This is a genomic window from Pseudoalteromonas sp. AOP7-A1-14 (genome assembly GCF_052376275.1).
Taxonomy (GTDB): domain Bacteria; phylum Pseudomonadota; class Gammaproteobacteria; order Enterobacterales; family Alteromonadaceae; genus Pseudoalteromonas.
On the sequence record NZ_JBQSVO010000048.1, the window covers coordinates 1 to 24992 of the forward strand.

22 protein-coding genes, 1 tRNA gene and 1 pseudogene are annotated in these 24992 nt (G+C 40.8%); 12 read left to right on the forward strand and 12 right to left on the reverse strand.

What is annotated here, in order from left to right; all coding sequences use genetic code 11:
• Window positions 1-291: 291 nt before the first annotated feature.
• The 3 genes from ACT3RM_RS09140 to ACT3RM_RS09150 form a co-directional block, all read right to left on the reverse strand.
• Window positions 292-1467, reverse strand: a complete 1176-nt coding sequence (locus ACT3RM_RS09140) for an MFS transporter (protein WP_441835058.1) — start codon at window positions 1465-1467, stop codon at window positions 292-294.
• Between the two features lie 88 nt (window positions 1468-1555).
• On the reverse strand, window positions 1556-2818 hold the full coding sequence (locus tag ACT3RM_RS09145) for an NAD(P)-binding domain-containing protein (protein ID WP_441835057.1): 1263 nt from the start codon (window positions 2816-2818) through the stop codon (window positions 1556-1558).
• Window positions 2819-2871: 53 nt separating this feature from the next.
• Complete coding sequence (locus ACT3RM_RS09150; RefSeq protein WP_441835056.1) at window positions 2872-3318, reverse strand: MarR family winged helix-turn-helix transcriptional regulator; 447 nt, start codon at window positions 3316-3318, stop codon at window positions 2872-2874.
• Between the two features lie 469 nt (window positions 3319-3787).
• Here ACT3RM_RS09150 and ACT3RM_RS09155 point away from each other — a divergent pair.
• The 3 genes from ACT3RM_RS09155 to rimI all read left to right on the forward strand — a co-directional run bounded on the left by ACT3RM_RS09155 (window position 3788) and on the right by rimI (window position 4702).
• Window positions 3788-3864, forward strand: a tRNA-Trp gene (locus ACT3RM_RS09155).
• Between the two features lie 69 nt (window positions 3865-3933).
• Window positions 3934-4254, forward strand: coding sequence for a hypothetical protein (locus tag ACT3RM_RS09160; protein ID WP_441835055.1), 321 nt, complete (start codon window positions 3934-3936; stop codon window positions 4252-4254).
• Window positions 4241-4702 carry a ribosomal protein S18-alanine N-acetyltransferase gene (rimI, locus tag ACT3RM_RS09165; protein ID WP_441835054.1) on the forward strand — a complete coding sequence of 154 codons (462 nt, stop codon included), beginning with the start codon at window positions 4241-4243 and terminating at the stop codon, window positions 4700-4702. Before ACT3RM_RS09160 ends, rimI begins: the two co-directional genes overlap by 14 nt.
• Here the strand turns inward: rimI and ACT3RM_RS09170 are convergent.
• Window positions 4699-7359 (reverse strand): ATP-binding protein, encoded by a 2661-nt coding sequence (locus ACT3RM_RS09170; protein WP_441835053.1) that lies wholly within the window; start codon window positions 7357-7359, stop codon window positions 4699-4701. The two genes, rimI and ACT3RM_RS09170, sit on opposite strands and share 4 nt — an antisense overlap.
• Window positions 7360-7640: 281 nt before the next feature.
• Between ACT3RM_RS09170 and prfC the strand changes: the two genes are divergently transcribed.
• The 4 genes from prfC to ACT3RM_RS09190 all read left to right on the forward strand — a co-directional run bounded on the left by prfC (window position 7641) and on the right by ACT3RM_RS09190 (window position 12763).
• A complete protein-coding gene (gene prfC, locus ACT3RM_RS09175; RefSeq protein WP_441835052.1) occupies window positions 7641-9224 on the forward strand; it encodes a peptide chain release factor 3 in 1584 nt (527 codons plus the stop codon).
• Window positions 9225-9271: 47 nt separating this feature from the next.
• A complete protein-coding gene (gene argS, locus ACT3RM_RS09180) occupies window positions 9272-11014 on the forward strand; it encodes an arginine--tRNA ligase (RefSeq protein ID WP_441835051.1) in 1743 nt (580 codons plus the stop codon).
• Between the two features lie 321 nt (window positions 11015-11335).
• Entirely contained in the window at window positions 11336-11974 is a 639-nt protein-coding gene (gene pdxH / locus ACT3RM_RS09185; protein ID WP_441835050.1) for a pyridoxamine 5'-phosphate oxidase, read from the forward strand.
• 3 nt (window positions 11975-11977) lie between these two features.
• Window positions 11978-12763, forward strand: a complete 786-nt coding sequence (locus ACT3RM_RS09190) for a TatD family hydrolase (protein WP_441835049.1) — start codon at window positions 11978-11980, stop codon at window positions 12761-12763.
• On the opposite strand, the gene ACT3RM_RS09195 is transcribed toward ACT3RM_RS09190, so the two are convergent.
• Window positions 12730-13350, reverse strand: coding sequence for an AhpA/YtjB family protein (locus ACT3RM_RS09195; protein ID WP_441835048.1), 621 nt, complete (start codon window positions 13348-13350; stop codon window positions 12730-12732). The two genes, ACT3RM_RS09190 and ACT3RM_RS09195, sit on opposite strands and share 34 nt — an antisense overlap.
• 131 nt (window positions 13351-13481) lie before the next feature.
• Between ACT3RM_RS09195 and serB the strand changes: the two genes are divergently transcribed.
• Window positions 13482-14498, forward strand: a complete 1017-nt coding sequence (gene serB, locus ACT3RM_RS09200; protein WP_441835047.1) for a phosphoserine phosphatase SerB — start codon at window positions 13482-13484, stop codon at window positions 14496-14498.
• Here the strand turns inward: serB and ACT3RM_RS09205 are convergent.
• Both ACT3RM_RS09205 and ACT3RM_RS09210 read right to left on the reverse strand, forming a co-directional pair.
• The gene (locus tag ACT3RM_RS09205) at window positions 14490-14666 is read right to left on the reverse strand and encodes a hypothetical protein (protein WP_441835046.1); all 177 of its coding nucleotides are present in this window, start codon (window positions 14664-14666) and stop codon (window positions 14490-14492) included. The genes serB and ACT3RM_RS09205 overlap by 9 nt on opposite strands.
• A gap of 51 nt (window positions 14667-14717) precedes the next feature.
• Window positions 14718-15006: pseudogene (locus ACT3RM_RS09210) on the reverse strand (PilZ domain-containing protein); the annotation flags it as partial.
• Window positions 15007-15183: 177 nt separating this feature from the next.
• Here ACT3RM_RS09210 and radA point away from each other — a divergent pair.
• The gene (gene radA, locus ACT3RM_RS09215) at window positions 15184-16569 is read left to right on the forward strand and encodes a DNA repair protein RadA (RefSeq protein ID WP_441835045.1); all 1386 of its coding nucleotides are present in this window, start codon (window positions 15184-15186) and stop codon (window positions 16567-16569) included.
• Window positions 16570-16623: 54 nt separating this feature from the next.
• Window positions 16624-17556 (forward strand): hypothetical protein, encoded by a 933-nt coding sequence (locus tag ACT3RM_RS09220; RefSeq protein WP_441835044.1) that lies wholly within the window; start codon window positions 16624-16626, stop codon window positions 17554-17556.
• A 412-nt stretch (window positions 17557-17968) separates the two neighbouring features.
• Here ACT3RM_RS09220 and serA read toward each other — a convergent pair whose 3' ends face one another.
• From serA to ACT3RM_RS09245, 5 genes are all read right to left on the reverse strand, one after another.
• Entirely contained in the window at window positions 17969-19198 is a 1230-nt protein-coding gene (gene serA / locus ACT3RM_RS09225; protein ID WP_441835043.1) for a phosphoglycerate dehydrogenase, read from the reverse strand.
• 12 nt (window positions 19199-19210) lie between these two features.
• Window positions 19211-19864: a ribose-5-phosphate isomerase RpiA gene (gene rpiA, locus ACT3RM_RS09230; protein WP_441835042.1), complete on the reverse strand. Its 654-nt coding sequence runs from the start codon at window positions 19862-19864 to the stop codon at window positions 19211-19213.
• A 31-nt stretch (window positions 19865-19895) separates the two neighbouring features.
• A complete protein-coding gene (locus ACT3RM_RS09235) occupies window positions 19896-20492 on the reverse strand; it encodes a 5-formyltetrahydrofolate cyclo-ligase (RefSeq protein WP_441994837.1) in 597 nt (198 codons plus the stop codon).
• Window positions 20493-20540: 48 nt separating this feature from the next.
• Window positions 20541-20870 (reverse strand): hypothetical protein, encoded by a 330-nt coding sequence (locus tag ACT3RM_RS09240; protein ID WP_441835040.1) that lies wholly within the window; start codon window positions 20868-20870, stop codon window positions 20541-20543.
• A gap of 111 nt (window positions 20871-20981) precedes the next feature.
• Entirely contained in the window at window positions 20982-22499 is a 1518-nt protein-coding gene (locus ACT3RM_RS09245) for a S10 family peptidase (RefSeq protein WP_441835039.1), read from the reverse strand.
• A 792-nt stretch (window positions 22500-23291) separates the two neighbouring features.
• Here ACT3RM_RS09245 and ACT3RM_RS09250 point away from each other — a divergent pair.
• Together ACT3RM_RS09250 and ACT3RM_RS09255 are read left to right on the forward strand one after the other, a co-directional pair.
• On the forward strand, window positions 23292-23630 hold the full coding sequence (locus ACT3RM_RS09250) for a P-II family nitrogen regulator (protein ID WP_169020707.1): 339 nt from the start codon (window positions 23292-23294) through the stop codon (window positions 23628-23630).
• A gap of 10 nt (window positions 23631-23640) precedes the next feature.
• Complete coding sequence (locus ACT3RM_RS09255) at window positions 23641-24870, forward strand: ammonium transporter (RefSeq protein ID WP_441835038.1); 1230 nt, start codon at window positions 23641-23643, stop codon at window positions 24868-24870.
• Window positions 24871-24992: the final 122 nt, after the last annotated feature.

Sequence of the window (24992 nt, forward strand, 5' to 3'; positions counted from 1 at the left end):
TTTAGCTTGGTTAACTAGGTGTCACCATTTTTGAGAAAATGGATTTGATAAGTAGGCGGTTGTAATAATCTTTGATGGAAAACACTGCCGACGACGAAACATATTTTGATATTGTTCTTATTGCACTATCATCGGTTTAAAGCACGTCCTGCAGACGATATCATCATTAGTAAGTTACTGACGATGAGGTGTCAGATAGGCTAATTGGGTAATGGACTGGCAATACCCACCGTCTGAGTCGCGACTATTTAGTGTCACTGTACCTTCTAAAAGGTGACACAAAATTAAACATTACCCCTGGCGAGGCAGGTTATGCATTGCCCAAATCCCTAAGATAGGCCCGGGAAGTAACCACCATACTACCCAAACTCCCTGTGATTGCCACAAAGTTGTTGTCAATGCTATTGATGGAATGGTTAAAGCAAAACCTACGCTATTTATTATGGCCAAGGTTGAGCCGATTCGCTCTTTTGGAGCCATTTCAGCAGCTAGAGCCGATAGCTGGGGAGAGTCCGCGATTACGGTAATCCCCCAGATGGCGAGTAAAAAAAGCATAACGACAGGTGGTAAAAAGGCAACCAATGGATAGACCAAACAGATAACCCCCGAGGACGCCAGAGCTAAGCGTGCTACTGACAGACTTCCTATGCGTCGGCTTAGTTTTCCACCAGCTACACAACCCAATAGGCCAAGCGCTATGATGGCAAATGATATCAAAGGAACAGAAGAGATCTGAGCATCTAGGCGCATGACTTCGCGAGTCACCATAAATGGGGTAAGAGTCCACAGCGCATAAAGCTCCCAACTATGCCCAAAGTAACCAAATGCAACTGCACGAAAACGCCATTCACGTATGGCTGCAAACCCGTCTCGTAGCTGTGCTTTGCCGTTTGAAGGCGGTAAGTGCGGGCCATCGCCTAAAATGAAGATAGCTGCACCGCCCAGCAATGCTAACCCAGACGCGCTCAGAATTGTCCACTCCCAAGGAAACCCTAGCGTCATGCCACGCAATAAATGAGGCAGGGCAGTACCCAACGTTAACATACCTACCAGCCAGGCCAGAGCAGCTCCAACATAGTTAGGTGCCCAGCTAATTACTAACTTCATACCTAAAGGATAAATACCGGCCAGACACAGACCTGTGAGAAATCGTAAGAATAAATCGAACGGCTGATAAGTAGCTATTAGCACAAAACCGGCATTAGCCAGCGCGCCAGCTAAACAGGAAACCGCGAAAATACGGTTGGCCGCTAATCTATCTGCTAGACCTGTTATGGCAATAATTAGTGTGCCGGTGATAAAACCCATCTGAACGGTTAGGGTTAACCACCCAAGATCAGCTTCGTTTAATCCAGCATCGTGAATAAGGGCCAAGCCAGCCCCATTTATGGAGAACCAAAGTGAAGTGCCGCATAGTTGGGCTAGCACAATAATAAATAGAGGATGACGCTGAATTAAACTTCGCATTCCACTCCACCTTGCTTAACGTAATTAATAAAATGGCCTCTGACTAAAGCTAATCTCAGTAATATAACTAGGCCAGAGGGTAGGGTTGTTATTGTGAGCAATTTTTAGTCGTCGCCAAAAGGTCACCGTTAGCAGTACCAGCTGTAACTGGAGCGTCATTTTCTGTTTGGCTGACAAGGGCAGATGTGACTGATTTAACCTGTTTATAGCCGGTTCTTAACAAAAACGTCGGGGCACGCCCGTAGCTTTTAATTCCCACTATATATAGACCGTTCTCAGGGTGGGAAAGCTCAACTGAGCCATGCTCCGGTACCGAACCACAAGTATGAAGGTTTGGATCAATGAGTGGGCCAAGACCTGCCGGGCTTTGTGTCGCTGGATCAAGCGAGGTACGCAACTCAGACAGGAGACTCAGATCGGGTCGAAATCCTGTTGCGGCAATTATCTTATCCACCGGTGGCAGTTGAACTGAGCGGCTATGTACGGTTAATTTACTGTTTTCACGTTTAATTTTTTCAATGGCTATATCGGTGAATACTTCAATTTTACCCTCATTCAGTAGTTTTTGAATATGCACTTCAAGTCGTCTGCGTTCCTGCAGTTCATCATTTTCTGGTGAGCGCACGATGTTATCGACGGAGGGGCCACGTATTCCCCATAAAACACGTGTGCCATCAGATTGTTCAGAAAGTTTGACTAAATCCTGCAATGCGTTAAATGCCGAATGACCGCCACCGATGACCAGTACAGTTCGCCCGACGTATTGTTTATAAGCAGAGCCTTGGATATCAGGCACTCCGTAGGTAATTGATTGAGAAGCAGCAAGCTCACCAATAGCTGGTACCCCGTGAGCGCCAAGCCAGTTAGGTGTTTGATAAGTGCCCGACGCATCAATTACAGCCTGAACAATAATGTCGTGTTCACCTTCAGAGTCGGAAACTCGAACTACGAAAGGTGCCTTTTCTCGTCCTTTATTTCGAAGAATATCGTGATATTGGCGGCTGACATTTTCAACGCGGGTATTTAAATGCAGGTGTGGAGCAATTGCTTCGTGGGATGCCAAAGGAAGTACATAGCGCTCAAGTAATTCGCTTCCGGTTGGAAACTCGGTTAGAGCAGGCTCGATCCAGCCCTTTTTTTTAAGAAGAGAAACCGCAACAGGATCCGTATTGTATGACCAGGGTGAAAACATACGCACATGGCCCCATTTTTTTAGGTTGGAAGCGACACTGTCACCTGCTTCAAAAATAATGGGCGTGAGCCCTCTATCAATTAAATTAACTGCTGCACTTAAGCCAACGGGACCGGCGCCAATGACGGCAACGGGCAAGTTTTTAACATTATATGTCATAGGTAAACCTCTAAAATATGTTGCTACTAACAACAACCAAGTTAAAAAATAGCTCACGCGCCTAAGCGGGCTCGTGCAGCTACGGTCAGTTTCTTTAAAAGCACCAGAGCTGTATCAACAACTTCAGGAGAGATATCAGCTATCATTGATGCCTCTTCTGCAATCAAGCTTTTGCGTATAGTTTTATATAACTCATGGCCTTGAGAAGTCAGCGACAGCTGCACCGCACGCTGATCATTCGGATCCAACGTCTTGAGCGCATAGCCCTTGCGAAGTAATGCATCAACTACACGGCTTGTAGTACTTTTATCGAGACACATCTCATCAGCTAAGCTTTTAAGCCTTAAAGGGCCAAGTTTTACGAGGGTTTCAATTGCATAGCACTGAGCGACCGACACGTTGTGACAGCAAATACTTTCACGATCACGGAACTGATGTACGCGGATCAGCTGGTTGACTGCCTCATAAAGGGCTTCTGCACGTTTAAGTTCTGAATTCATTTTTAAGTCACTAATATATGTTGTTAGTAGCAACTATATAGTTGGGGGTAATTTTTTGCAAGCTTAGGGTTTTGTTCAATTGTAAATGTGTCTGAAGTGATCTTCAGGCGCGCCTACCATGCTTGGATGGACAGTAACATAGCTCAGACTGCTGGCGAGCTCTTGATGGGTCAATCAATCGAGAGAGCGGGATAATTAAAAGTAATAAAAATCGGGCATTTAAATCTGAGCAGTATATTAACTATTTTATTGTTAATTTATATTTTTATAACACACTGTTATATATGTGTCTTTTTCTATGGTTTATGCTGGAGAGCGAAAAACCATTGTGAGTGATTTTCTAACTAACTACAAAACGGCGAATTAGCTAACTAAATAGCCGTTTTGTTTATTTTAAAAGCAGTTAAACTAAAAAAGCGAACTTTTACTTTACCTTTAGCGAAAGGTCTTTATAATTCGTCGTCATTGCAGGGGCGTAGTTCCAATTGGTAGAACAGCGGTCTCCAAAACCGACGGTTGGGAGTTCGAATCTCTCCGCCCCTGCCATATCTTCATACTTTACATTGTCTTGAATACTTCATATATTATTTGCTGTTAATTTTTCACTGAGTTGTTATGCATCCACGTTACAGCACTATTTTTGGTATTGAAAATCTTGAGCTTAACCAACATTTCCGTGTGGTTGAGCCGGATGATCACGTATCAGAGCATGAACAAAAAGAGCGCGGCGCCCAAACTAACCCAATACTTGAACTAAGTCCTCAGTTATTTCAAGATTTGCAGCGTGCATTTGCGCCTCTTGAAATTACAAAAATAATACAAAGTGAACAATTGGCTTGGCAAGATGGTATGCTGTTTTTGCCCCAAAGCAGTTTAAGCACCGCCGATAAACGCACTCTTTGGCAACTTATGAGTAACCACCTTGATAACCTTTAAATCTGTTACTGATCTACAGCTTGATGAGTTAATGACAATAGAGCAAGCTTGCCACAGCCACCCTTGGACAATTAAAACCATGCAGTCATGCTTAGCTGGGCGATATTTTAACCTTGCAGCTTATCAAGGTGAGGACATGGTGGGGTTTTATATTGGTGAAAAAGCAGGACCAGATTTTACTTTAATGGATATTTGCGTCGCACCTAATTATCAGGGGCAGGGAATTGCTAAACAGTTACTTGCTGAGTTTATCGTTTATGGCGAACAGCATAATGCTGAAAACTTATTTTTAGAAGTACGCGAAACTAACACTCGTGCAATTAGTTTATATGAACGCGCGGGATTTAGTGAAATGTCAGTACGTAAAAATTATTATCCCAGTGATGAGCCGGCTAAAAATGGCTTTGAAGATGCTATTTTAATGGGGTTAACTCTCGCATTTGGTTAGCTGTTTTTTAGGGTGAAGTTAATCGATTCTACTAAGTTAACGACTAAATAATCACGACGAGTAATATCGTTTTTACGTAAATTCTCCTCAAGTGCATCTGCAGCATCATGAATGTTATTAAACCCAAAACAGCCAGCGCTGCCTTTTAAGCTGTGAGCAAGCGCACGCAGCGCTTCCCACTCTTTATTTTGATGTAATTTATTAACTTGGTTTAGGTAATCAGGTAATTTAGTGCGATAGCTATTGTTTATTTGTTGGAATTTATCGCTATTAAGTAAACTATCCCACTTGTCTTGGCTGTTTTTTTCAATATTTAAATACTTAACCAGTACGCTTTCTAGTTCCTCTTTATCAATTGGTTTTGCCAGTGTTTTATCGCATCCTGCGTTAATGTAGGTATCGACATCATATTTCATTACATTCGCAGTTAGTGCAATTATTGGTCCGTCGTAAGCAGCGTGGCGTAGCATTTGCGTGGCTTCTAAACCACCCATGACCGGCATTTGCATATCCATAATAATTAACTGATAATCATTCATTAGCGTCATTTCAACTGCTTCAGCACCATTGTTGGCGATATCTGGTTCAAGCCCCCAAGTTTGTAGTAATAGTTTAATAAGCATTTGGTTATCTGGGTTATCTTCAGCGACCAAAATATGGGCATCAAAAGTATTACTAGCAAATGATAAGTGGGTATCTTTTGCGGGTACTAGTTCTGAATGCTCAGTAAACATCGGTATCGTTTGTTCTGCTTGGTTTAGATGACAAGCTATTTGTATACAAAAGCGACTGCCCACTCCCGATTGGCTTTTTAAGTAAACGTTACCGCCGAGTAATTGTGATAAATTTTTAGAAATACATAAACCCAGCCCGGTGCCACCAAAGTGGCGTGTTGTGGTGGTGTCGGCTTGTTCAAAGGGCTTAAATACCCGTTCAACTTCTCGTTCAGACATGCCTATGCCTGTATCTTCAATAATAAACTCAAGCAGTTGCTGTTGTTCTAGGTATTCGATAGTTAAACTTACGAAGCCAGTTTTTGTAAATTTAACGGCATTACTGGCAATATTAATGAGGACCTGTTTAAGGCGTGTTTCATCGGTAAAAATTGTATGAGGAATTGGGAGTTTATAATTAACTTCAAAACTAAGTCGCTTTTCATTACAGAGCGGCCTGATAATCGCATCAATATCATGGACCAGTTGTACAACACTTAATGCTGAATGATCAATTTCTAGTTTTTCGGCCTCAATTTTTGATAAATCTAAAATATTATTTATTAGCTCTAAGAGGTGCTTTGAGTTTCGTAAAATAGTGGTTAAATGGTGTTGATCATCACTTGCATGTTGGTTATGTAATAGTTGCTCTGTAAAGCCCATAATAGCAGTAAGTGGAGTGCGGATTTCGTGGCTCATATTAGCTAAAAAGCGACTTTTGAGCTGGTTCGCCTGTTCAGCTTGAGTAATAGCTACTTCAAGTTTATTGTTCATTGCTTCAAGCGCTTTGGTTCGACTTTCTACTTTATCTTCAAGGTGGTGTTTATATTCTTCAAGTTCATCTTGGTAATGACGAATTTGATTAACCATGTGGTTAAAGTCGTTAAATAATACACCGACTTCGTCATTATCGTGAGCCGTTAAATATACCGATAAGTCGCCATCACCTACGCGATGGCTGGCAGCGCCTAGGGCTTCTATAGGGTTTAGAAGTAAATTGCGAACCACAACGAAAATTAAAATAGGTAATGTGATCACTGAAATAATAACAATAAGGGCTGTGATCATGCTAATCGCTTTACCAGATTGATAAAGATGCGCTTTAGGAATGGTCGATACATAATAATAACCGCCACTCATTTGCGCCGCATAAATCATCCGTTCTACTTTATCAATACTCGACAGCTCAATAGTGCCTAGTTTACTGATATCAGCTAATTTGTGAATTTCTTTTAATTCAAATTCACTAACAAATTGCCCGCGCATATCGTAATCAGAACTAAATAAAATTTTGCCTTCTTGGGTAAGTAATAAGTTAAGCGTGTTGTTATAAGGGGATTCTAAAATACTACTGTTAAGAATCGAAGGCTCAACATGAACAACTATAAAGTCTAGTTGTTGTGGGTGCTTTAAGTGGTAATCAACACTATAAATACGTTGAATAAAATAAAGACTCGTGGTGCCGTCGGGTTTTTGCACCATAAATTGTTGTTGGCGTAAATTGCTTTGCAGTACTTGTGGTAAAAACGGGTAATTACTAGGAGGTGTATTCAAATTACTTGAATAGTAGGCATTGCTTTTACCGTTTGGAGAGACTAAATTAACGCTAACAATATCAGGGTAAGCTTCTGAGTAACTAGCGAACACATCCATTAAAGCGCCGTGTTTTCGTGTGTAATTACTATTTTCACTAACATCATTTGCTAAAAAGTCACTGAGTACCGGAGATGTTGACAGTAGCTTTGCCGTTGAATGAAATGAGTCAACGTAGTTAAATATTTTTTGTTGCTGTTGTTCAACAAAACGGCTCATTATTAAATCAGCTTGTTTTTTCGTTGAGTTAGTTACATTGGTGAGTGTAAAGCCACCTAAAAATAGCAGAGGTAGAATAACAAGGGGTGTTATATACCACAATAATCTAATACTTAACTTACTGGTTTTCATGACCAAACTACTTATCCTCCGTGCAATCTATCAATAATATGCGTAACCAATAAAATACACAAGCTTATGCTAGGCATGATGGATTTGGCTGAGATAGTATGTGCTTGTTAATTACTTGCAATTAATGCCTTGTCTAAATCGCTTTTAATTCCAACTGAAACTCGCATCTTGAGGCCGTTTGGGTATAATAAGCGCAATTCTATTTTATTTTTAAAGTGAGCTTGAATAGCTTATTAAAAAGCTATCTAAGCTGTACTTTGTTATGACTTAAAGCGGCTTACATGTCTAATTTATCTAGTGAAATTAATAAACGACGTACCTTTGCGATCATCTCGCATCCGGATGCGGGTAAAACCACCATTACCGAAAAAGTACTGTTATTCGGACAAGCGATTCAAAGGGCCGGTACTGTTAAAGGCCGTGGCTCTAAACAGCATGCAAAATCTGACTGGATGGAAATGGAAAAAGAGCGTGGTATATCGGTTACTACCTCGGTAATGCAGTTCCCGTATAACGATGCGCTTGTTAATTTGCTTGATACGCCAGGACACGAAGACTTTTCTGAAGATACATACCGTACGCTAACAGCGGTAGATTCGTGTTTAATGGTTATTGATGCAGCAAAGGGTGTTGAAGCTCGTACTCGTAAGTTAATGGAAGTAACACGGTTGCGTACGACTCCAATCGTTACCTTTATGAATAAGTGTGATCGCGATATTCGTGATCCAATGGAGCTGCTTGATGAAGTTGAAACAGAACTCAAAATTGCTTGTGCTCCTATTACTTGGCCAATTGGCTGTGGTAAAGAGTTTAAAGGTATTTATCATATTCACCGTGGTGAAACGATTTTATATAAAACCGGCCAAGGTCACTCGATTCAAGAAGTGCGTACCATTAAAGGACTTGATAACCCTGAGCTAGATGTAGCTATTGGTGATGAACTTGCTGCGCAGTTACGTGATGAATTAGAGCTGGTCATTGGTGCTTCTCATGAATTTGATTTAGAGCTATTTTTAGCTGGTGAATTATCGCCAGTTTACTTTGGTACTGCACTTGGTAACTTCGGTGTTGACCATGTACTTGATGGCTTAACTGAATGGGCGCCTACGCCGCTGCCGCGTGAAACAGAAGATCGCCAAGTTGTGGCAGACGAAGAAAACTTCACCGGTTTCGTATTTAAAATTCAAGCCAATATGGACCCTAAGCACCGCGACCGTATTGCTTTTATGCGCATTGTATCGGGTAAGTACAACCAAGGCATGAAGATGAATCATGTACGTATTGGTAAGCAAATTAGTATTTCTGATGCGGTTACTTTTATGGCAGGCGATCGTGAACGCACAGCTGGCGCCTATGCTGGTGATATTATAGGCTTACACAACCACGGTACGATTCAAATTGGTGATACCTTTACACAGGGTGAAAAGCTTAAATTTAGCGGTATTCCAAACTTTGCTCCAGAGCTATTCCGTCGTATTCGTTTGCGTGATCCCCTAAAACAAAAACAATTATTAAAAGGCTTAGTACAGCTTGCAGAGGAAGGTGCGGTACAAGTATTTAGACCGTTTATCAGCAATGACTTAATTGTAGGCGCTGTAGGTGTACTTCAGTTTGATGTGGTTGTAGCGCGCTTAAAAGCAGAATATAACGTTGATGCTATTTACGAAGGTATTAGTGTTAACACTGCACGCTGGGTAAGCAGTGATGATGTTAAGAAGCTTGAAGAGTTTAAACGCAAGTGTGAAAGTAATTTAGCGCTTGATGGTGGTGATAACCTAACGTATATCGCACCAAGTCGAGTTAATTTAAACTTATCGATAGAGCGTTACCCAGATATTAAGTTTAGCCATACTCGCGAAAACTAAGCCCAAATTTAAGTGCCCGCAAAGTGGGCGATAAAGGTAATTTTACAATGAATATCCGTACTCTTTTAATCGAAAAAGCCATCGCAGCAATGACTGTTGCAGGCTTACCTGAAGGCACTAATCCTGCTGTTACACAAAGTACTCGCCCGCAATTTGGTGATTATCAAATTAATGGCGCGATGGGCGCTGCTAAAAAAATGAAATCAAACCCGCGAGAGCTTGCAAAAAAAATTATTGATAACCTCGATGTGAGCGATATTGCAGACAAAACTGAAATAGCCGGTCCTGGTTTTATCAATATTCATTTAAAGCCTGAGTTTTTAGCGCAAAGCTTAAAAGCGGCTAACCAAGACGAAAAATTGGCTGTTGCAGAACATGCAAAACCGCAAAAAGTAGTGGTTGATTACTCATCACCAAATCTTGCTAAAGAAATGCATGTAGGCCACTTACGCTCAACCATAATTGGTGATGCGGTTGTACGCGCCCTTGAGTTTAGGGGGGATACTGTTATTCGTCAAAATCACATGGGCGACTGGGGTACTCAGTTTGGTATGTTGATTGCGCATTTGGAAGATCAAATTAATCAAGGTGTAGATTTAGAAGCGGTTGCATTAGCTGATTTGGAAACCTTTTATCGTGATGCTAAAACACGTTTTGATGACGAAGAAGGCTTTGCCGATAAAGCGCGTAACTACGTAGTAAAACTACAAGGTGGCGATGCGCACTGTGAAAAGTTATGGAAGCTATTTATTGCCACTTCAGTTAAGCATTCTGAAGAAGTATATAAGCGCTTAAATGTAACGCTTACATCAGCCGACATTATGGCTGAAAGCGCTTATAACAGCGAGCTTAACGATATTATTGCTTTATTAAAAGATAAAGATATTGCCGTTGAATCACAAGGCGCCCAAGTGGTGTTTTTAGATGAGTTGGCTAACAAAGATGGCGAGCCATCGGCGTTTATTGTGCAAAAATCCGGTGGTGGCTTTTTATATGCAACTACTGATTTAGCAGCCTGTGATTACCGTTCAAATAAACTCGGTGCTCAGCGAATTTTAATTTTTGTTGATGCACGTCAAAGTCTGCACTTTAATCAAGTAGAGCTTACAGCACGTAAAGCTGGTTTGTTACGCGAGCAAACAAGTTACGAATTTTGCCCGTTTGGTACCATGATGGGGGAAGATGGTAAGCCGTTTAAAACCCGTACCGGCGGTACAGTAAAATTAGCAGACTTACTTGAAGAGTCAATCACCCGCGCCGCAGCAAAATTAGCACTGCGTGAATCAGATATGAGCGAAGAAGAATGCAGTGAAATAGCCCGTAAAGTAGGTATTGGCGCGGTTAAATACGCAGATTTATCAAAAAATCGCACCAGTGACTACATTTTTAACTGGGATAGTATGCTGAGCTTTGAAGGCGCTACAGCCCCTTATTTACAGTATGCATATACGCGTGTGCGCAGCATTTTCCGTAAATCAGGTATTGATGCAAGCGCTTTTGATGCCGATGTTTCCATTGCAGAACCACAAGAAAAAGCACTCGCATTAAAGCTTCTACAACTAGAAGAAGTGCTTGATCAAATGATCAATGAGGCCACTCCGCATGTGTTATGTAGCTACCTATATGAGCTAGCAAGTCTTTACATGACATTCTACGAAGCATGCCCAGTGCTTAAAGATGATGTAGAGCCAAGCGTACGTGACAGCCGTTTAGTGCTGTGTAATTTAGTGTCTAAAACATTAGAAACGGGGTTGGATCTACTTGGCATAGAAGTCATGGAGCAAATGTAACCACCGTCGTATTTTAACCTAATATTGCGTTGTCAAACCGACTGACCCTAATCACATACAACACGTATGCTCATAGGGATAAGTCGGTTTTCCGCCTTGTTTTAGGCTAAACTACTTAGGTGGACTCTGCTGCGTGTAGTTCGCTTTAGCTGCGTTGATAAAATTATTTAGCCTAAGTTACATACAAACCGTATGCTCCTAGGTAAAATAACTTTATTGCCTTGCTAGCATTTCTACACTTACAGATAATTTTAGGTGCAAGTGACACTGAGTGTGATTAAGTAATTTTATAGTTGATTGCTTATAAAGAAGGATTTGATTATGAAACTTGAAGATATTCGCCGCGAATACTTACAAGATGGTTTATCTGAGGAGATGCTCAATGATTCTCCTTTTAAGCAGTTTTCAACTTGGCTTGAGCAGGCTGTAACAGCTCAATTACCTGATCCTACAGCGATGGTAGTGGCGACGGTTGATGAAACTGGGCAGCCTTCACAGCGGATCGTGTTATTAAAACACCTTGATGATCAAGGTTTTGTTTTTTTTACTAATACTGGCTCACGTAAAGCGCAAGAGCTTAAAGGTAACAATAAAGTTTCATTGCACTTTCCATGGCATACCATGGAGCGCCAAGTTATTGTTTATGGTGAAGCTAAACCATTACCTACTAAAGCGGTGGCTAAGTACTTTTTATCGCGCCCTAAAGAAAGCCAATTGGCTGCGTGGGCATCAGCGCAGAGCCGGCCCGTTTCATCACGCAAAGTGCTGATGGAAACTTTTGCTAAAATGAAGCAAAAGTTCTCAGAGGGTGAAATCCCATTACCCGATTTTTGGGGCGGTTATTGTGTTGTACCTACTAAAATAGAATTTTGGCAGGGCGGTGCGCACCGTTTGCATGACCGTTTTATGTATCAACGTCATGCCGAAAAAAATTGGACTGTTGCGCGGTTAAATCCATAAACTGTGTTTATTGACTCTCATTGTCACCTCGACTTTTCAGAGTTTGATGATACCCGTCAGCAGCTTATCAGCCAGTGTCATCAAACAGATATTAAGTATTTTATTGTGCCGGGCGTTAGCTTGGCACAATCTAAAAAATTAATATCCTTTGCTAAAATTTATCCAAGCGTACGAATTAGCGCAGGGTTACATCCCTACTTTTTATCAGAACACCTAGAAAACCAAAAAAACGATCACTTACTTGAGCTTAGTGACTTCGCTCATAGTAACAAAATGCACTTAATTGCCATTGGTGAGTGTGGACTTGATCGCAGTGTTGATCATCTTGAAAAACAAACCCGGTTATTTGAAGGGCAAATAGAACTTGCTAATCAACTTGCGCTGCCGCTTATTGTTCACCATCGGCAAAGCCATGATTTGATTGCTCAGTCATTTAAGCGCTGTAAGCCTAAGATGGGCGGCGTTATTCATGCTTTTTCAGGGTCGATGCAACAAGCAGAGTATTATATTAAGCAAGGGTTTAAGTTAGGCGTTGGAGGCGTGATCACTTATCAACGAGCACAAAAAACACGTCAAGTTATTGCTCAACTAGGTGTAGAGCATTTAATGCTTGAGACTGATGCTCCTTCGATGCCGCTGGCTGGCTTCCAAGGGAAAATAAACACCCCACTGCAGATACAGCAGGTGTTTGCAGTACTTTGCCAGCTAAAGCAATTAAGTGATGAGCAAGCTAAAGCAAAGCTTGCTGAACAGCTTTATGATTCATGCTCTGAGGTTTTTCGCATATAACGATTAACTTGCCAGCGCTTTAAACCACTCCCTAGTTGCCATGTAAATATACAGGTGATCACCAACATTAATAATACTTGGCGGCCTAAATCATGGAAGTGACTGTGACTATCAGCTATCGCTGCCCGTGTTAAGTAAGTAACGCTTACAAAGCCTAGCGGGCGTTCATTATCACTAAAAACAGGTTCTATAAATGGCGTTTTGAGTTTACTTATTCCTGGCGTTGAATTAGGCAATTTGCCAAGGACATGGTGCGGCTGCCAATTATCACTATTGGCAATAAGTGCGCCTTGTTGGTCATAAACCGTGGCTGATAATACATATTTATCTTTACTTATATTATTACATAGCTGGTTTAATGCCGGTTTGTTCTTATCTTGTAACAAGGAAGTGGCATTAAGCGCCATTAAACGGGTTAAGCTTTTTGCTGTGTTGTCGGCATTATCATAAAGTAATTGGTGACTTTGAAAGCTGCTATTAATGGCAACCCAGGTAAGCAATAAAAAACACCCAGCGGCGACACCTAAGCGCACTAAACGTCTTCTTTGTGATGCTGAAATTGGGTTTTTAATATGTTTATTTTTCATAGTCACCGCTTGAGCTGCTGACAGCTTTTGCATTTGATGTTACAACTAAGCTAACTATAACCTTAAATCCCCCTCAATGGCGAATTAACTGTCATTTATTGGCGGGGTTGAGTCTTTTATTTGGAGTTATTATGTCTGAGGAGTGCTTAACCTCTTCACCTGTGTCTCTTGCTACGCTTGAAAAAGGGCAGTGGTTCACACTTAACAAAGATGGTGTCAGAGAAAGTACGCAGGTGCCAGTGAGCGGTGAAGGTGTTTTCAGCGTGGCATTTGGCGGCAAGCTTAGTGAGCAATTGATAACTCAAGCGCTTGAGTTTTTTACACAGCATAAACATGATGTTACTCAGTTATGTTATTACCAAGCTGACTTAGCTCTTGCTCCGGCACTTTGCTTTTATAGCCCAAATGCCAGCGGCGCAATTAACCCGCTAATATTAAAAACCTTTAGTGAAACACAAGGTTACCAATTAGTGCAACTAAGCACTTTGCCAAGCTTAAATGAGCCTGGCTTATTGGTAATGGATATGGACTCAACGGCAATCACAATCGAGTGTATTGATGAAATAGCGCGCCTTGCAAACGTATATGATGAAGTCGCTAGTGTCACCGCTGAGGCAATGGCGGGTAAGCTTGATTTTAGCCAAAGTTTACACCAGCGTGTGGCAAAGCTTAGCGGTATTGAGCAAAGTTTGATTAATGAATTAAAACAAAGCTTACCGCTAATGCCAGGTATCAAAGCACTTTGCCAAGTACTTAAACAGCATAATTGGTATTTAGCGATTGCCTCTGGCGGTTTTGTACCTTTTGCTGAGCGCGTGCAGGAGTTAATAGGTTTAGATGAGGTGCACGCAAATGAACTTGAATTTTCAGACAATAAACTAACCGGGAAGGTGCTGGGCACAATTGTGGATGCCCAGCAAAAAGCCAAAGTGCTCAAGCAGCTTCAACAGCAGCTAAATTTACCTAGCTCGCAAACTGTTGCGATTGGCGATGGCGCTAATGACTTAGTGATGATGTCGCAAGCGGGCTTAGGTGTTGCTGTGCATGGCAAACCTAAAGTAGTTGAGCAGGCCACCGCAGCAATATGCCAAGGTTCATTACTACAACTACTGTACTTATTGACTATTCCACATATGAAATCAGCGTAGTCGTTTTAAGCAACTTTGTTTGCGTTTATTTATTCTGGTGATTAACTTAGGTTCTAAGTCTAAATGAATAAGCGCTTCTTGAGTTATATCAATCATATCTCCCACCTCGGTTACAAACCATAGTGCTTCTTCAACGTCTTTTGCCTTGTGATGCGCGTACTGGCTCACGTATTTTAGTTCATTTGATAAGTAGTCAGTATCAGGTCTATCGGTGCGTCAAATGTATATTTGCATAGCAAATACTAAGTCAGCTTTGTGCGCTTTTTTAATAAATAAAGTTTGTGGCTCATAGGCATCACCGTCGGTACAGCGGCTTTTTATGGCTTCTCCAATAGTGTTTTTGCGAGGATCGAAACGGGGAGAAATAACGTAAGTAAACTCGGCGCATCTTGGCGGCTTATATCCTTAATAACAGGTGTGCAGCCTCTTTGTGAAGGTAAAACGGAAACTGACAAACGCTTTTGGTTACCATATTGCGCAGCGCCGTAGATAGGCCTGGTACTTTTGGTAATACTCGATTGTGGTGCTCAATTTTGGCGCTGGCAAGGATAATATTATGCAAACAAGATTATCGAATAGAAATTGTTTATAATCGTCTTTTACGTTTCTCCTTTTAAGCCAGTCGTTGGCAGGTAAGTGGTGAAGCTGCTTATATTCGTTAATCCTATAGGTAAGGTTTTCAGTAATGGCAAAGGCGTCAAAAATCGAGTTTGTTTGCACCGAATGTGGTATGAATTACCAGCGTTGGCAAGGGCAGTGTAAGTGCGGAGCTTGGAATACGTTAGCTGAATTTAAACCCGGTGCCGGGCAAAGTAAATCGGTTGCTAGTCGTGCTGCTGTTGCAGGTTATGCTGGTAACGCGGGGGGGGGGTCTAAAAAAATAAATGATGTACACACTACTGAAGCAGAAAAAAACCTTACCGGTATTGGCGAACTAGACCGCGTTTTAAGCGGCGGCGTAACAACAGGCTCTGTCAATATTATTTCAGGCGATCCGGGAGCGGGTAAAACCACTTTGTTGTCAGACTTAGTTGCCAGAATGTCACAAACAACTCCGTCTCTTTATTGCACCGCAGAAGAGTCACTATCGCAGTTTAAAAACCGGGTAAACCGTTTAAAGCTTGATTATAACCCTGAACAGCTATACCTACTTTCTGAAACTAGCGTCGAAAGCATTGTTGAAGAATTAGATAAAAATCAAATTAAGTTTGCAGTTATCGACTCAATTCAAGCCGTGGTTACTGAAAATGCTAACGGGACACCGGGGTCACCTTCACAAGTAAAAAGTGCGGCGCAAGCGCTTACGCAATATTGTAAACAAAACAATGTCACCATGTTTTTGATTGCACATGTAAATAAAAATAATGAGATTGCAGGGCCCCAGACTCTTGTTCATATTGTTGATGCGTTATTACATATTGATACCAATGATGGCCAAATACGTACACTCAGAGCGAATAAAAACCGGTTCGGTGATATTGATACCGTGGGTATTTTTAGAATGTGCGAAAAAGGTATGTTGAGTGTAGATAACCCCAGTGAAATATTTCTATCTGGCTCTACTACTGAGTCACCCGGCTCAGCAATTACCTGTATTCGTAAAGGTAACCGCAACTTATTATTAGAAATACAATGCTTAACAACCGAAACCGAGGCGGAATTTCCACAGAGAGTGTGTGTGGGGCTTAATATGAATCGGATTAAAATGTTGACGGGTATTTTACGTAAGCACACAAAAACTAAGATTTTCCATGATACTTTTTTTAATATTGTCGGAGGCTTAAAAATTGATGAGTCTGAAACTTGTATTGATTTAGCCCTAGTTAGCGCACTACTAAGCAGCTTAAATGAATTTGTAGTATCACGTACTACCTGCATTATGGGCGAGCTTAGTTTAAATGGTGACGTGCGGCCTATTGACAGTGGTGTACCGCGAGTGAAAGAAGCGGCGCAACACGGCTTTACTGAAATTTTTATTCCATATCGTAATTATCATAAGTCAATGGAAGGGCTGGGGGCTAAAATTACTCCAGTAAAAACGGTGCATGAGTTGTTATCATTGATTAACTAGTCACGTAGTTGTTATGATTGGTGCTATTTAGCCGTATTAAAATAAGGAAATAACATGAATAAATTATTAATAGTGACAGCTGTTGTAGTGGCCGCTGGTATAGGAGGCGTGGGCTATGCTAATCATACAGTCACACAAAAGGTGCAAAAAGAAGTTGATCATCAATTAGAGATGTTTACTAAGCAAACTGGCGTCACAACTCATTATGACGATATCAGCGCAAGTATATTTAATAGTGGTGTTGAGTTTTCAGGTATTTCGTTTATTAGCTCAAATGATCAGCCAATGGCAACGGTAGAGCGTATAGAAATGAGCGGTTATGAGCCGAATAAAATAGCTGAACACACTGAAGTAGCCGTTGAAGCATTTAAGTTTAGTGAAGAGTTTATTGCTCAATTACCACAAGGTTCAAATAATAAATTAGCAAAAGCAACTTATGACCTGTCTAGCTTAATGGATTATGATGAAGAATCAGGTGGCATAGAGCTGGCAGTCAATGTTAATGCTAATGATATTGCTGATGTACAATTTGATCTAGGTGTCACTAAAGCAACTGCATTAATGAATGCGTCGCTTAAAGCAGCTGAAATGCAACAATCTTCAGGCCAAGAAATTAGCATGCAACAACAGCTACAAATTCAAACTCTAGTGATGCAGGCTATGAATGAACTTGAACTACGTTCAATTAATTTAAATATCAATAATGAAGGGCAACTAAAACCTGTCGTTGAAGAAGCGCTTAATAAACAAGGTTTAACTTTTGAACAAATGCAACAGCTGGTTGCACAAGAGTTGCAACAAATTGCCGTTAGTGAAGACTTACGCAAAGCCATGACAGAGTTTAGCTCAGGGCTTAACTCATTCAGCATATCGGCTAGCTTACCAGAAGGGCAAACCATGACCCAAGTAAACCAACAGGTTATGACGCTTATGGGGCAACCTGAGGAACTCGCCAAGTTCATAAATCTAAAAGTGAAAGGTGAATAATTAGAGCGAGAAGTTGTCTTGTCTGGTTTGCTACTTCTAATAAAGTCGCGCAAGGCAACATGCTCTAGAATAAGGTTCTTAGGTAACTTCATGGCTTAAGCCATTTCCTACAAGTCACTTAAATCTCAAAGCGCGGGTTGATTTCGCGTTTTTTATTGAGCTTTACCAGTTTAATGTTTCAAGATGAAGGTTAAAAACAGCTAGTAGCTCGCCGTTGGTTTATTTAAACGCAGCGAGTTTTAACGAAAAGAAACTTATCAAATAATATCAGTGTTTTGGATTAGGTCGCTTCATCTTGCATTTGCGATCTTACTTAAAGTTATAACTTTTTTAAAGCCCAAGAAAAAGCCGTGCTTTGTCAAAAGTACGGCTTAATTTTGTAACTTGTAACTTGTAACTTGTAACTCAGATCTTAGTGCAATATACGAGCTCTAACCGTACCATCAACTGCGCTTAATTCTTTAAGTGCAACTTCAGATTGGTCGGTATCGACATCGATTACTACATAACCAATTGCTTCGTCGGTTTGTAAGTACTGAGCGGCGATGTTGATGCCATGCTGAGCAAACGCTTGGTTAATTTGCGTTAATACACCTGGGCGGTTGTGATGCACGTGTAGTAAGCGGCTGCGATTGGCAAGCTCTGGCAGTGATACTTCAGGGAAGTTAACGGCGGTAATCGTTGAGCCGTTATCTGAGTATTTAGCAAGCTTTCCTGCTACTTCAATACCTATATTTGCTTGTGCTTCTTGAGTTGAACCACCAATGTGCGGAGTTAAAATGACGTTGTCGAATTCACGAAGTGGTGAAACAAACTCTTCATCGTTTGATTTTGGTTCAACTGGGAATACATCAATAGCTGCACCGCTGATTTTTTTATCACGTAATGACTCTGCCAATGCGTCAATATCAACCACGGTACCGCGTGATGCGTTGATGAGAATAGCGCCTTGTTTCATTACTTCAAGTTCAGCTGTACCAATTAAGTTTTTAGTTTGTGGTGTCTCTGGCACGTGTAAACTAATTATATCAGCACGTTGTAAAAGTTGAGTCAGGTTATGTACTTGGGTTGCATTTCCTAGGCTAAGCTTGTCTTCAATGTCATAAAACTCGACATTCATGCCAATATTTTCTGCCATAATGCTTAGCTGAATACCAATATGACCATAACCGACTATACCTAAAGTTTTACCACGAGCTTCAAATGAACCATTAGCTGACTTTAACCAGTTGCCACGGTGCGCCATGGCATTACGCTTGGGAATACCACGAAGTAGCAATAGTATTTCACCGAGTACTAATTCGGCCACTGAGCGGGTATTAGAGAATGGTGCATTAAATACCGCAATACCACGTTCGCGAGCTGCGTTTAAATTGACTTGATTAGTACCAATACAAAAACAACCCACAGCGACAAGTTTCTCAGCGGCTTCTAGTACGGCTTCATTTATATTAGTACGAGAACGAAGGCCTACAAAATGCACGTCTTTTATGCGCTCAATCAGCTCTTCTTCAGGTAGAGAGGTTTTTACGTAATCAATATTACTATAGCCATTACGTTTTAGTGTTTCAACTGCGCTTTGGTGAACCCCTTCAAGCAAGAGAATTTTAATTTTGTCTTTTGCTAACGATACCTTACTCATATCCTCATCCTATTACTTTATTTGTGGACCATTTTTGGTGCCTATAATGACTTTATCTGCATTGCGATGAGCAAATAAGCCGTTGGTTACTACGCCAACAATTTGATTTATTGTTAATTCAAGCTGTTTGGCATCTTTAATTGCTAAGTTATATACGTCTAAAATCACATTACCGTTATCGGTTATTACGCCTTGGCGGTAAACCGGGTCACCACCGAGTTTTAATAGCTCACGAGCAACATAGCTGCGCGCCATTGGAATGACCTCTACGGGTAGTGGGAACTCACCTAATGTATCTACTAGCTTGGTGTCATCAACAATACATACAAACTGTTTGGCCACTGCGGCAACAATTTTTTCACGGGTTAGTGCGGCGCCACCGCCTTTGATCATATCGTTGCTTTGGTTTATTTCATCAGCGCCATCAACGTATACATCTAAAGTGCTAACATCATTGAGCTCAAATACTTCAATCCCTAGGCCTTTTAGCTTTTTAGTAGAAGCTTCTGAACTTGAAACTGCGCCCTTAATTGTGTCTTTAATTGACCCTAGTGCGTCAATAAAGTGATTTACCGTAGAGCCTGTGCCAACACCGACGATGGTGTTGTCTGTTACAAACTCAAGTGCTGCCCATGCAGCGGCTTTTTTTAATTCGTCTTGCGTCATAATATTATGCTCAATTAGTAAGAGAAACGGCTTACCAGTGAAAAACTTTCTCTGGGGTGATTATGCATTTTAATGGCACATCCCATGATTCAATAGGGAGTTTAGGTACTTGTTGGCATTGATGTGCAAGGCCAATAAGTTGCGGTTGGTGCCAATTTTCTTGGTAATAGTTCGCCAAGGTTTTATCGTAAAATCCACCTCCCATACCGAGTCGGTTACCATCTTTATCAAATGCGACTAAGGGCATAAGTAGATAATCAAGTTTAGGTAATGGGCATATTTGACTGCAATTCAACTTAGGCTCAAAGATACCATAGCGGTTTGCTTTCATGGGTGAATTTTCTTCATAGCGCTGAAATAGTAAAGTAGTGCCATTGAAGGGATGAATAATAGGGAGGTTAAGGGTGTGACCTAATGACCAAAGTTCTTTAATTAACAGTGATGTATCTATTTCATAGTCATTGCTAAAATAAACTCCTATCTGACAGTTTTGGCTGGCTTTTGCATGCTTTAAGTGTTGAGTAAAATTCAACTTAAGCTGTTTGGCTGCAAATTCTTGTTCGTTTTTTGACAGGGAATTACGTGCTTTACGTAGTTTTTGCCTAATTTGTGCTCTGCTGTTTATCATTGATAAATACTTTCGGTGGATTTTTAGCTATCAAGAAAAGAAAATAAGTCAGGAAGTAGAAACGATAACCCCAGTAAGTGGGTCGTTATCTTGCCAGTGATGTTGATCATCACGGGCTTTATTATCTTCGCTGCTTGTAGACTCCGCAACGGTGTTATTAACTGATTGTAGTTTACTTTTGATACCTAGGCTTACCAATAGTTTGGTGTGCTTTAATGCTTTGTTTTTTTCATAGGGTGCGAACAGTGATTTACCCTGTAACAAGCCGGTTACCTTTTGTGGCTGAGTTTTTAGTTTTTCACTTAGTGTTTTTATCACCTCTGCTTGCTCTACTTGTCCGCTAAGCCCAGAAAACATAACACGAAATTTTTCAGCCATAGTTCACCTAAAACAATTATTATGAACAATAAGTATATTAGTATAAGCCTATAACTAGTTAAAAAAAAGCCCGCTTGTGCGGGCTTTTAGCATTAACTTTAAGTACTTAGCTTAGTACTTAGCTGCTTGGCCTTCTTTAGGTAATGATTGCATGATGAAATTACGTAAATCATTGTTAGATGATTCTAAATCAGCGTGTCGTAAATACATCATGTGCCCACTGCGGTAGCCTTTAAAGCTTAAACGGTCACGCATTTTCCCACTAGGGTCAAGTTGCCAAAGCGTGTATTTAGCGTCAAAGTAATTGGTAGCACCATCGTAGTAACCTGACTGGATCATTACGTTTAAGTATGGGTTTTGTGCCATGGCTAAACGTAAGTTTTCACCTGTTTCATTGCCACTACGATCCCATGGGTGAACGTTACCAAATAAATTATATTTAACATCAGTTTTGTAATTAAGTTCTTCACGTAAATAATGGTTTATTGCTGGGGTAAATGAGTGTAACCATGAAGTAAGCTCTGCCCAGTAATCAGGTGATTCGCCAGCATCGCGCTTATCAATACCTAAATAACGCGAATCTAAACGGCCTATCATTTGACCGCGGTCGCGTAGTAACTCTTTCCAGAAAAAGTTTGTCGGTATATCTAAATTATTTTGGCTCACAAACTGTTCAGAAACGCCTGCATATTTAGCCATTTGTTTAATTATTTGACGTTTTTCATCAGCACCAATAAAACCACCTTTAGCAATAGCAGGAATTAGTTTATTTACAGTAAACTCTTCAACCTCAGGAAGTAATTCGTCGAGATCTTTAGCTTGTAAATCTGCGCTTAATGCTTTGTGGTACCAGGCGGTTGCAGCAAAGTAAGGCAAGCGGTTAGCGGCTTTTACTGGACCGTCACGTTTGATGCCGATATCGGTGGGAGACACCAATACCACGCCATTAATATACATCCACTGGCGGTTTTGTAATTCATGAGCTAAGCCTGAAACACGGGTTGTACCGTAGCTTTCACCAATTAAAAACTTAGGTGAACGCCAACGTTCATTACGATTTACAAAGGTGTTTAACCATTCTGCAAGATATTTTATATCGGCCTTAACACCAAAAAACATTTTCTTTTGCGCGTCTTTGCTTGGTAATTCACCTTCGCTGTTCTCAAGCACACGAGAGTAGCCTGTATTAACTGGGTTCACATAGACAATATCGGCGACATCTAAAATTGAGTAAGGGTTGTCTTTAACGCCGTAGGGTTGCACCGGATAGCCTTCGTCATCAATTTTTAATACTCGTGGGCCAGTATAAGCAAGATGCATCCATACAGATGCAGAGCCCGGGCCACCATTAAAAGAAATAACGAGTGGGCGTTTTGTGCGGTCGTCTACTTTGTCGCGTTTATAATAAGTGTATTGTAGGGTAGCAACGGCATCGCCTTTATCATCCCATACAGGTTGTGTACCCGTGGCGACAGTGTATGAAAAGCGTTCGTCATTAATACGTGCTTTGTGTTCGGTAACAACTTTACTATCTACATCTATACGGCGTTGGTTATCTGCACTGGCAAGAGTGCAAAAAGTTAAGCTTACGGTAACTAATGATAAGCTAATAATTTTACTTAGCGTCATAGGTGATCCTTAAAAAGAGTTTCAGCTATTAAAATAAATTTTTAGGTAAATAACAAACTAATGAGACTAGTTACAAATCTATGAGATGAAGTCGATAAATAGTCTGTATGCTAGCAAAATTATTGCTTACTAATTATGCAATGCCGACTATGGATAGTTTTTAGCTCGTTGAAAGTGTGCGTAAATTTTGTGGCCTCAATGATTTATCTGCACTTTTAATTAAATATAGTGCTATGACACTTTAACGACACCGTTTATGAACGAAGAGTTTTGTTATCGAGTAATTCCACGAGAAGGGGGATTACTCGATAATAAATAACCTTATTAATACGTAATTCGTTTTAGGGCTTTAAAATTTACCTGCGTTAGCGGTGAAACGTTTGTTTGGAGCTTAACAATGTTGCATTGTTAGTGCCTCATAAAGTTTTAGAAAAGTTTAGGTTATGGTTATCTGATCATGTGTTCGAAATTAATGCTCAACCACTCTCTATTACGATGAGTGTTGGCTTATATGCATTTTCATTGTGTGAGTTTCGATACCATGTACCTTGCTGATAAAGCGCTGTATCAGGCGTAGCACCATAACCGCGGTGGTATGGTCAGTGGTGATTCAGTCTTTTGCACCAGTACAGATAAGATGCAAAAAAAACGCACCAAAACAGTGCGTTTTTTTAGTTTTTAATCTGCCTTATTAGTTTAAGTTCATGTAATTAAATAAAAATAAATATTGGCACAAAGGTTGGATTATCTAGCACCAAGCAGGATAACAATAAGCGTCCGAAGGGGGCCACTATGAAAATGATTAGTGCAATAATAAAGCCATTCAAACTTGATGATGTGCGAGAAGCACTGGCTGATTTAGGCATAGAGGGGATGACTGTTGTCGATGTGAAAGGCTTTGGCCGTCAGCGTGGGCATACCGAGTTATATCGTGGGGCTGAATACCAAGTCGATTTTATTCCAAAAATTAAACTTGAAATTGCAACGCGCACAGAAAATTGTCAGCGCGTGGTTGAAACCATCACCAAAATAGCGTCAACAGGAAAAATAGGTGACGGAAAAATATTCGTTTATGACTTAGATCAAATCATCCGTATTCGTACCGGTGAATTAGACGAAGAAGCAATTTAAGGGGGAATTTATGGAAAACACAATAATAGAACTAAAGTTTTCGCTCGATACATTTTACTTTTTAATGTCGGGTGTATTGGTAATGTGGATGGCAGCAGGTTTTTCGATGCTAGAAGCAGGCTTAGTTAGAGCTAAAAATACCACTGAAATACTAACTAAAAACGTGGCGTTATTTTCAATTGCTTGCACCATGTTCTTATTAGTAGGTTACAACATTATGTATGTAGATAACACTGAAGGCGGCTTTATTCCTTCGTTTGGTGCACTAATAGGCACTCAATCTGAAGGTGCTGATCATTCTCTTGAATCTGATTTCTTCTTTCAAGTAGTATTTGTGGCAACAGCGATGTCGATTGTATCTGGAGCTGTCGCTGAGCGAATGAAGTTATGGGCATTTTTAGCCTTTACTGTAGTAATGACGGGCTTTATTTACCCTATTGAAGGATATTGGACATGGGGCGGCGGCTTCCTATCTGAAATGGGTTTTGTTGATTTTGCAGGCTCGTCTATTGTACATGGAGCTGGTGCTGCAGCGGCGCTTGCGGGGGTATTATTCCTAGGTGCTCGTAAAGGTAAATACGGCAAAAATGGTGAAATCTATCCAATACCGGGCTCAAATTTACCACTTGCTACTTTAGGTACGCTTATTCTATGGATGGGCTGGTTCGGCTTCAACGGTGGCTCGCAGTTATTAATCTCTGATGCTGAGAATGCGACAGCGGTGGGTAAAATATTTTTAAACACTAATGCTGCTGCTGCGTGTGGTGCAATAGCATCACTGTTCTTATGTAAAATTTTATGGGGGAAAGCTGATTTAACAATGGTATTAAATGGTGCGCTTGCTGGCTTAGTTGTTATTACTGCAGAACCGGCATCACCAACGCCATTGATGGCTTGTTTGTGTGGCCTATTGGGTGGCGCATTAGTTATCTTCAGCATTGTCACCTTAGATAAGCTTAAAATTGATGATCCGGTGGGCGCTATTTCAGTGCATGGTGTGTGTGGCTCATTAGGTATTATGCTAGTACCAATTTCGAATTCAGAGGCAAACTTTATGACTCAGTTAATCGGTTTAGTTTGTATTTTAGGCTTCGTATTTATCGCTTCTTCAATCGTGTGGGCTGTACTTAAGAAAACCGTGGGTATTCGCGTTACAGAAGATGAAGAGTTAAGTGGTATGGATCAGCATGACTGCGGTATCGATGCTTACCCTGAGTTTGTATCTGTACGTAGTAACTAAGGTTACTAAAAAGTCAAAAATCATTGTGTGTTCAAATAAAGCTCTACCTAGGTAGAGCTTTTTTGCACCTACATTTTATTAGGTTTACCTTTCTCCTATCTTCAGTGATCTTACTACTTTGC